This is a genomic window from Streptomyces sp. IBSBF 2435, from assembly GCF_036815005.1.
Lineage (GTDB): Bacteria > Actinomycetota > Actinomycetes > Streptomycetales > Streptomycetaceae > Actinacidiphila.
The window spans coordinates 1-8,484 of the sequence record NZ_JAJSYW010000239.1 but is presented as its reverse complement, the minus strand read 5'-3'; the positions used below and the strand labels follow the sequence as shown (position 1 = coordinate 8,484).

8 protein-coding genes are annotated in these 8,484 nt (G+C 73.3%); 1 reads left to right on the top strand and 7 read right to left on the bottom strand.

The window, feature by feature from the left end; genetic code table 11:
• The first annotated feature begins 59 nt into the window (after window positions 1-59).
• Window positions 60-1,004, top strand: a complete 945-nt coding sequence (locus V7E46_RS30390) for an alpha/beta hydrolase (protein ID WP_329178928.1) — start codon at window positions 60-62, stop codon at window positions 1,002-1,004.
• A gap of 113 nt (window positions 1,005-1,117) precedes the next feature.
• Here V7E46_RS30390 and V7E46_RS30385 read toward each other — a convergent pair whose 3' ends face one another.
• From V7E46_RS30385 to V7E46_RS30355, 7 genes are all read right to left on the bottom strand, one after another.
• On the bottom strand, window positions 1,118-1,768 hold the full coding sequence (locus tag V7E46_RS30385) for a substrate-binding domain-containing protein (protein WP_333771421.1): 651 nt from the start codon (window positions 1,766-1,768) through the stop codon (window positions 1,118-1,120).
• Entirely contained in the window at window positions 1,761-2,504 is a 744-nt protein-coding gene (locus V7E46_RS30380; protein WP_333771420.1) for a DUF6182 family protein, read from the bottom strand. Before V7E46_RS30380 ends, V7E46_RS30385 begins: the two co-directional genes overlap by 8 nt.
• Window positions 2,501-3,661: a hypothetical protein gene (locus V7E46_RS30375; RefSeq protein ID WP_333771419.1), complete on the bottom strand. Its 1,161-nt coding sequence runs from the start codon at window positions 3,659-3,661 to the stop codon at window positions 2,501-2,503. Before V7E46_RS30375 ends, V7E46_RS30380 begins: the two co-directional genes overlap by 4 nt.
• Before the next feature lie 98 nt (window positions 3,662-3,759).
• Complete coding sequence (locus tag V7E46_RS30370; RefSeq protein ID WP_333771418.1) at window positions 3,760-5,202, bottom strand: FAD-dependent oxidoreductase; 1,443 nt, start codon at window positions 5,200-5,202, stop codon at window positions 3,760-3,762.
• Between the two features lies 1 nt (window position 5,203).
• On the bottom strand, window positions 5,204-6,061 hold the full coding sequence (locus V7E46_RS30365) for a class I SAM-dependent methyltransferase (RefSeq protein WP_333771417.1): 858 nt from the start codon (window positions 6,059-6,061) through the stop codon (window positions 5,204-5,206).
• On the bottom strand, window positions 6,058-7,758 hold the full coding sequence (locus V7E46_RS30360; RefSeq protein WP_333771416.1) for a GH3 family domain-containing protein: 1,701 nt from the start codon (window positions 7,756-7,758) through the stop codon (window positions 6,058-6,060). The genes V7E46_RS30365 and V7E46_RS30360 overlap by 4 nt, the downstream gene beginning before the upstream one ends.
• Window positions 7,745-8,437 carry a hypothetical protein gene (locus tag V7E46_RS30355; RefSeq protein ID WP_333771415.1) on the bottom strand — a complete coding sequence of 231 codons (693 nt, stop codon included), beginning with the start codon at window positions 8,435-8,437 and terminating at the stop codon, window positions 7,745-7,747. Before V7E46_RS30355 ends, V7E46_RS30360 begins: the two co-directional genes overlap by 14 nt.
• Window positions 8,438-8,484: the final 47 nt, after the last annotated feature.

Here is an 8,484-nt window from a genome sequence, read left to right as displayed (position 1 = left end):
GTTGATAATGGGGCGGGCGGGGCCCGACCCGGGTCGTGCGCTGGTGCGGGAGGACATTGATGGCTTACTCCTACGATCCTGAACTCCTGCCGTGGGCGGCGCAGTTACCGGCGTCGGACTACGGGGACGTCGCAGCGGTGCGGGCCGAGTTGGCGGCGCTGATCGGGCAGTTGCCGGTGTACCGGCCGGCCGTCGCGGTGGAGGTGGCGGACCGCAGCGTGGGCGGGCCCGCAGGGGGGCCCGATGTGGGGGTGCGGGTCTATCGGCCGCGCGGCGGCGGGGAGTTGGCGCCGGGGCTGCTGTACATGCACTACGGCGGGCTGATCAGCGGGGACCTGGACACCAACCACTCGGCGGTGCTGCGCATCGCCGAGCAGGCCGGGGTCGTGGTCATATCGGTGGACTACCGGCTCGCGCCCGAGCATCCGTATCCCGCCGGGCTGCACGACTGCTACGCCGTACTCGAATGGGTGGCGGAGCACGGCGCGGAATGGGGCGTGGACACCAGCAGGCTCGGGGTGGCCGGGGACAGCGCGGGCGGGGTGCTGGCCGCCGGGCTGGCCCTGCTGGCCCGCGACCGCGGGGTGCGGCTGCGGATGCAGTGCCTGAGCTTTCCCGAGCTGGACGACCGGCTGGAGACCCCCTCCGCCCTCGCCTTCGTCGACACACCGGTGCTGGACCGGGCCAGCGCGCTGCTGAGCTGGCACCACTACCTCGGCGGCAAGGACGCCTCGGAGCGCACCGACGTGTCGCCCTACGCGGCCCCGGGCCGGGCCGAGGACCTGGCGGGGCTGCCCGCCACCTTCATCTCGGCGTGCGAGTTCGACCCGTTGCGCGACGAGGACCTCGGCTACGCCCGCCGGCTCATCGCGGCGGGCGTGCCGACCGAACTGCACCACTACCCCGGCACCTTCCACGCGTGCACCGGGATCACCGCGGCCGCGGTCTCCGAGCGGATGGTGCGCGACCAGATCGACGCGATCCGCCGGGTCCTGCACGGTTGACGGCGGTCCCGCGGCCGGCCGCCGACGTCGCGCGTACCGAAGGGACCTTCACGGCCGCCGGCATCGACCCCCGGCGTACCGAAGGGGCCTGCGCGGCGGCCGGCCGCCAGACGTCACCCCTCGCGTGCCGCCGAGCTCGCCGCCTCCACCGCGGCGATGAACTTCGCCACCTGCGGCGGCAGTTCGGCGCCCCGGTACCACGCGAGGCAGACCGGTGTGGGCGGCAGGTCGGGGACCGGGATGACCCGGACGACCGGCGGCGCCATGTCGGCCAGCGAGACCACCGACAGGTGCACCGCGTCGGTGCTGACCACCAGCGCCATCATCTCCGCGATGGTGTTCACCCGGTGGCGCCGGTGGATCTCGCGGCCCTGCGGGGTGCGGCGCGGCACGATCTCGTCCCACAGGTACTCGGGGAAGGCGCCGGGGCGTTCGAAGGCGTCGTACGCGGCGACCTCCTCGACGGAGACGCTCTCGCGGTCCGCGAGCGGATGGCTCGCGCTCACCACGAGGGCGCGGGACTCCCAGTCCAGCACCTCACTGGTGGCGAGGTCCTCCTCCCGCGGGCCGAACTTGACCACCAGGACGTCGAATTCGCCGCTGCGCAGCGTCGAGAAGGGGTCGGTGAGGTCGTAGGGCGCGAGCACCGCCTGGTCCTCGCCGAGCCCCGCGGCGGCGAGGAGGTCGAGGGCCGTCTGCGGGGAGCTGGGGTAGCCGAGGCGGATCGGGCGGTCCGCCGAAGGGGTGGTGGTCGACTCAGGCATGGTGGGCTTCCTCGGTGAGAGCGGCGTAGGCACGCAACTGGTCGGGACGGCTCGGCGTGTTGGCGATCCGCAGGGCCGCGAAGGGGCCGGCCAGTCCCGAAAGCCGGGGGGCCTGGCGGACGGTGAGCTGGTCGCCGGGTCCGACGACTCCGTCGAGTACGGCTTCGACCAGCAGGTGGTTGAGGTGGACCAGGCAGTCGGCGATGGTCACCCCGGCGGTGGCCACGTACAGCTCACGGCGGACCGGGGCGCGTCCGGCCGGGTCCCGGTCGGCCAGGACCCGCACCACCGCGGGCGGCCGGGTGGGCAGTTCCGCCGACCCGTCGAAGAGCTTGAGCAGCCGGCGCAGGGTGCTGCTGTCCCCGACGGGCACCGGGTCCTGCCAGGCCGCGGAACCGTCGTCGGCGACATGCCCGAAGGTGAACCGGTCCCTGAGGTTGTCCGGATTCCCGGCCAGGAAGACGGTCCGGGTGAAGTCCTGGCGCCACGCGACGGCCGCCGCCGGGTCCACGCGGCCGGCGAAGGCGCAGGTGGCACGTACCCAGGTCGGCAGGTCGAAGCCGCGCAGCACGCAGATCGCCGAGACCTTGGCGTCCTGCGCCGCCAGAAGGATCTCCTGCTGCGCGGCGAGCAGCCCGTCGGGGGTCCGCAGGTCGAGCCGTGCGGCCAGCTCCGGCCGTGCGGCGCGGATGCGCTGCGCGACCTCCGCGCGGAGCATGTCCTGGGAGATGGTCACAGGTAGACCGCCGTCAGCAGGCCGTGGGCGGGCGCCGGGCGGCGTTTGGCGAGCAGGCTGGACGTCAGCCGGTAGGGGTTGACGTACAGGTGGTCGCCGCGGTGCCGGGCCATGACCTCCGGCAGCGGCGCCGGATCGGTGTCCCGGCCGCCGGACAGCAGCCGGGCGGCGCGCGTCAGGCTCTGCCGCAGCACGTCGTGGCCGAAGGACTGCTGCTGGCCCGGCCCGAGCACGGCGATGAAGTACAGCCGCATCCCGAGCCGCAGCACCTCCTCGTCGTACTCCGCCGCGGCGCCGCCCAGCAGGGCCGCGGCGGTGTGGCCGTGCCAGTCGCCGTGCCGCGCGGAGCGGATCTGCCCGTCGATCGGCACCCGGCCGAGCGTGACCCGGCGGACGGTCGCGCCGAAGGCGGACAAGGTGCGCTCCAGCAGCAGGTAGTCCGGTTCCAGCTCCCGGTCGTAGAGCAGCACGATCTCGTCGAACTGCGGTGCCAGCGGCACCAGTTCCCTGAGCGCGCAGGCCAGGTAGTTGGGCCGGCTCTGCGCGTCCACGATCTGCCGCAGCGGCAGCCCGTGCCGGGTGGCGTCCAGGAAGACCGGGCCGCCGTAGGAGCGCAGGTCCAGGCACATGCCCAGCGACCCGAGGCGGTCCACGACCTCCTCCAGACCGAGGCCGGGCGGCTGGTGGGCGAGCAGCCCGGGGTCGTGCATGCCGAGCTGCTTGTAGTGCGCCGCCCACAGTTCGAGCACCCTGGTACTCGCCGGGTGGACCCAGCCGTGCAGCTCGACCGCGTCGGCGTACGGCCGCAGCGCGGCGGCGTCGGCCCGCCGCCCCTCGGTCCGGAATCCGACGTACATCTCCCCGATCCGCTCCTCGGAAAGACCGGAGTAGTCGGCGTCCCCGACGGTGCGGTCGAGGTACTCCCAGAATCCCAGGGTCTGCTCGGTGCGGTGGTAGGTGGTGGGGCTGTAGCGGTAGGTCACATCTGCCAGTTGCGCGGTGGCCCGGTACATCACGTCGGTCCACAGCAGCCCCTTGAGGTGGCTCGGGGTGAGGGGCTTGGAGGGGGTGACCGTGATCGGGGCCAGCAGCACCCGGCGGCCGAGCGGTGCGGGGGACCGGACCTCGGCCTCCGTGGGGCGGCTGCCGTCGCGCACGGAGGCCGCCGGGGAAACGGAGGCTGCCGGGACAACGGAAGCCGCCGGGGGACCGGGAGCCGCCGGGAGAACGGAGGCCGCCTGGAGAGTCGACACCGCTACGCTCCTTTCGCCGCCTCGATGATGCGGACGAACTCGTCCCGGCCGGGCACCCGCGGCAGCAGGGCCGGGTCGACCGGCGGCGCCTGGCCCACTCGGGCCAGGAACTTCTCGTCGGCGAAGGCGGCGGCGGGGGTGGTCAGGCCCATGATCACCCGGGTCACCGAACGCCAGACCAGCCCGTCGGTGAGCGCCGCGTCCCGCACCATTTCGGCGCGGGTCCGAGTCCCGTCCGGCGTGGGCTGCGGCGCCGGGGCCGGGCCCGCGCCGATCGCGGCCTTCCACCGGACGGTGCGCTCCTTGTCCTCCTGGGCCGCGAAGTGGTACCAGGGCGTGAACAGCCGCTCGGCGATCCCGGCGGCGGCCCGGCCCAGGTCCTGGTCCACCGGGGCGCCCTCCAGCAGGTCGGCCAGCTGGAAGGCGTGCTCCAGGGCCAGCGACATCCCGCGCCCGTACAGCGGGTTGGTGACGCAGGCGGCGTCGCCGACCGCGAACAGGCCCGCCACCGGCCGCTGCCCGCCGGTGGCCGAGCCGCGCAGCACGTTCGGCGGGCAGGCGATCACATTGACGCCGGTGAGCGGCTCGCTGACGCCGGGGGCGAGCCAGGCGCCGATGCCGGGGGTGGCCCGGGTGACCGCGGTGAAGGCGTCGGGCCCGCGCAGGCCGGCCGTCGCCTGGTCGCCCGGGGGCACCATGACCGCGACGGCGAAGGTGTGGTTGTCGGCCGGGTGCAGCGCGGCGGCGTAGTGGTCCCACACCCCGCCGGTCGCGTTGCCGCGGTTGAGCGGCCCCGGCCGCTCGGTGCCGCGCAGCCGGTACTGGCGGCTGTAACCGGTGATGGCGCACGGCTCGACCAGGTCGTCGGCCGGCGGTATCCCGGCCGCGGCCAGCCAGTCGCGCGATTCGGTACGCCGTCCCGTGGCGTCGACCACGACCGCGGCCGGCAGCACCTCGCCGTTGTCGGTGCGCACCCCGCGCACCTGCTCCGACGACGGGTCGAGCACCAGGGCGCGCACCGTCGTGCCGTGGTCGATGCGGACCCGCGGCAGACCGCGTACGGTCCGGTACAGCAGCAGCTCAAGGACGCTGCGCCGGCAGGCCAGGGCCACCAGGTCGTCGTCGCCGACCTCCCGGGCCCGGTCCTGGACCGGTGCGGGCAGCGCCGCGATGAGGTCGAGCAATTCCGCGCCGGCCTCCAGGGCCGTGCTCAGCAGCTGCGGCGCCCGGCGGCGCAGCACCCGTACGCCGACCGAGGTCAGGGTGTGCGAGTGGACCGCCTGCGGCACGGTCGGCCGGTGCCAGTCCCGTACGGCCTCTTCGACCGGTCCCTCGGGCGGCGGGGCGGCGCGCTCCAGCACCCGGACGTCGTAACCCGCGCCGCCGAGGGCGAGCGCGGTGGCCAGGCCGGCGATGCTCCCGCCGACGACTATTGCGTCCGCCATCTCAGCCCTTCCTCCCGTGGACGAAGAACACCCGGCGCACCCCGGCCTCGGCGCGGTCCGGCACCGGGTCGGGCCACCTGCCGAACTCGGCCGCCGGGTCGCCCGGCTGCAACGCCTCCACGGTGAAGCCGTGCGCGTCGAAGAGTGCTTCCGGCTCGTCGGTGCCGAACAGCCACGGACAGCCCCAGCCGGCGAACACGTCGAGCAGGCCGCGCATGTTCGGCAGGGTCAGCGCGGCCGAGTTGACGATGTCCGCGGCGATCCTGCTGCCCGGCGCCATGATCGCCGCGACCCGGTCGAGGATGCGGTGCGCGTCGTCGCCGGGGATGTAGTAGAGCAGACCCTCCAGCAGCCAGGTGGACCGCTGCTCAGGGTCGTAGCCGGCCGCCACCAGCTTGCTCTCCCAGTCCGGCGAGGTCAGGTCGACGGCGACCGAGCGGTGGTCGACCCGCGGGGGTATCCCGTTCAGCCGGGCTTCCTTGTAGGCCAGCACCGCGGGCCGGTCCACCTCGAAGTAGCGCAGGCCGGCGGGCCAGCCGAAGCGGTAGGCGCGCGAGTCCATGCCGGCGGGCGCCAGCACGATCTGGTGCATGTCCGCCTCCTGCGCCGCCTGCTGGAGCAGGTCGTCGAAGAGCCGGGTGCGGATGGCGTTGTAGTCGGGGGTGCTCGGCAGGGTGCGCGCGGCGTTCCTGGGGAACGTGGCCTCGCGGATCTCGGCGAGCAGTTCGGGGCCCGCGTCGCCGGCCAGCCGGGCCGCGTAGGGGTCGTTGTAGAGCCGGTCCTCGCGGCCGGTCTCGGCCGCGCGTAAGGCCGCGGTCAGCAACGCGGTCCGCTCGACGGCATCCAGTGTCTCGGTCATGCCTGTCCTCCCTTGCCGACCTGCGCGGTGCCGGTCAGCCGTTGCCAGAGTGCGAGGTCCTGTCGGAACAGCCGGTCCTTGACCTGGGTGGGCCGGATACCGGAGGCGACGCCGGTGTGCCAGTCGCGCAGGAAGGCGTCGCTGTCGAGGCGCCGCAGGACCACCGGGCCCAGCAGGCCGGTGGTACGTGCCGCCTGGTAGGTCGGGGCCTCGTGGCCGATGGCGGTGTCCAGCAGGGCGCCGAAGTGCTCGGTCTCCTGCTCGCTCCACCCGCCGGGGGCCGCGACGGCGAATTCGTAGTGCGCGGCGGCGGCGTCGGCCTGCTCCACCCGGCAGGCGGCGTTGCGGACGTCGAGCCCGGTGGCCCGGGCGGTCGCGGCCAGCGCGCGGATGACGTGCGTGTCGCGCAGCCGCTCGCCGACGGCGTCCGAGCGGGTGCTGCGGCCCCCGTACTCGACCCTGGGAACTCCGCCGACCCGGTCCACCACCCGTACGACGTCGCCCACCGCGTAGCGGTACAGGCCGCCGATGTGGCTGAAGATCACGTGGTAGTCGCGGCCCGGTTCCAGCTCGTCGAATGTCAGGGTCGTCGAGTCGGGCCGTACGTCCTCCTCTGCGTCGAGGAATTCGTAGACCGAGGCGGTGACGACCAGGGAGCCGGCCGACCCGTGCCGGTCGAAGGCCACGCCGACGGGACCCTCGGACGCGGCGACGGGCGCGGGCAGTCCTGCCACGCCCGGGCCGAACTCGGCGAGCAGCCGCGGCATGTAGAGCGTGGCCATCCCCGTCGTCCAGCAGAACAGCGCCCGCATGCGGGGCCACACATGGGACGGGCGCACCGTCCCGAAGTGCTCGGCCAGCCGCTCAAGGGCGGCGGCCCGCTCGGGGTTGGGGCTGCCGTACGGGACCCCGCCGAGCGTGCCGTCGCGGATCTCCTTCACCAGCCGGGGCCACCACAGGTTCAGCTGGTAGGGCACGGCGGCGACCATCGCCGGGTTGATGCCGATGACGCAGCGCACATCGCTCTCCACCGCGAGGCGCAGCCGCAGATAGGTCTTCTCCAGGTGGTCGTTCTGCTCGACCGGCACCGGAAGGGTGCCCCAGTGCGCGAAGGTGCCGGGCTCGGCGGACAGCGGCTCCCCGAACTTGCTGCCGAAGTCGACCTGGCTGGCGCCGACATGGGGGTGGCCCGAGGCGGTGGTCGGGGGCGCGGGCCGCGGGTCGTGCTTGAGGTTCAGCACCGCGTCCGGCCGGTCGAGCACATCGGGGAAGTGCTCGACCAGCGGCGCCCAGGCCGCGTAGTAGAACGGGAAGAAGGTCCGCTGCATGAAGCGCGGGGTGACCGGTATCTTCTTGTGGTCACCGGTGGTGCCGCTGCTGGTGAAGTAGACCGCCGGGTCGTCCGCGCTGAGCAGATTGCTCTCGCCCGCCGCCATCCGGTCGATCCAGGGGGCCAGCGCCGCGTAGTCGTTGATCGGCACCGCCTTGCGGAAGTCGTCCAGCGAGCGGATCGAGCCGAAGGAGTGGGCGCGGCCGTATTCGGTGCCGGCGTTGAAGTCCAGTAGTTCGGTCAGGACCCGCTGCTGGTGGACGCTGGCGTCTGCGAGCGCGGCCCGCAGACTCTCCCGTTCGCCGAAGACCCGGTCCCGGTAGCGCTGTACGCGGGCCGGGTCGTCCCAGGTGTCACCAGATGACATGGCTCATCGCCTCTCGTATCTTCTGTGCGGTCCGCGAGATCTGTTTCTGCTCCTCGATGACGGTCACCGGAAGCTGCCTGACCTCTTCCCACATGACGGTGCGCAGGTCGGACTGGAATTTCTCGAAGGAGGTCTGCTCGGGCTGCTCGCCGTAGAACTCCAGGGAGTTGGCCTGCGCGCCCTGGCCGCAGCGCCGCCAGGCCGTCGCCGCCGACACTTCGAGGAAGATCACCCGGCGCGGCTGGGGGAAGGTGCGCCACCAGTCGAACATCGGGTGGCTGTCGACTCCGGCCAGCCGGCACTTGGCGAGGATCTTGTAGTAGTACGAGTCGACCAGGGCCGGCGTCCCGGGCGGGCCGCGCTCGATGCTGTCGCGCAGGTGGAGCGCCGCGGTCTGCAGCAGGGTGACCATGAAGTCGGCGGAGTAGTCGCGGTGCAGGCCGGGAAGCACATCGCCGACCAGATTGCGGCGTAATCGGCCGATCAGGGAGTGGCCCGGCCCGAGGAACCCGTCATCGAGGGAGACGATCGGCCAGGCGGGCGCGTGCTCGGCGAGTTCCGTCAGCGCGGAGGACTTGCCGGCGTAGTCGGGGCCGAGCAGTACGACGAAGGGGGGCGTGGTGCGCGGAGCGCCGGACGCCGTGCGGTGAGGTGGGGGAGCTGTCGCGTCCCGGGTCATCGGCGGTTCCCGTTGCCGGGACAGTGGCCGCTGAGGGTGTGGGGGGT

What these genes read in the sequence shown, in the direction of transcription:
- V7E46_RS30370 (WP_333771418.1), bottom strand. Translation starts at nt 5,202, where the DNA reads ATGGCGGACGCAATAGTCGTCGGCGGGAGCATCGCCGGCCTGGCCACC.
- V7E46_RS30365 (WP_333771417.1), bottom strand. Translation starts at nt 6,061, where the DNA reads ATGACCGAGACACTGGATGCCGTCGAGCGGACCGCGTTGCTGACCGCG.
- V7E46_RS30355 (WP_333771415.1), bottom strand. Translation starts at nt 8,437, where the DNA reads ATGACCCGGGACGCGACAGCTCCCCCACCTCACCGCACGGCGTCCGGC.
- V7E46_RS30360 (WP_333771416.1), bottom strand. Translation starts at nt 7,758, where the DNA reads ATGTCATCTGGTGACACCTGGGACGACCCGGCCCGCGTACAGCGCTAC.
- V7E46_RS30385 (WP_333771421.1), bottom strand. Translation starts at nt 1,768, where the DNA reads ATGCCTGAGTCGACCACCACCCCTTCGGCGGACCGCCCGATCCGCCTC.
- V7E46_RS30390 (WP_329178928.1), top strand. Translation starts at nt 60, where the DNA reads ATGGCTTACTCCTACGATCCTGAACTCCTGCCGTGGGCGGCGCAGTTA.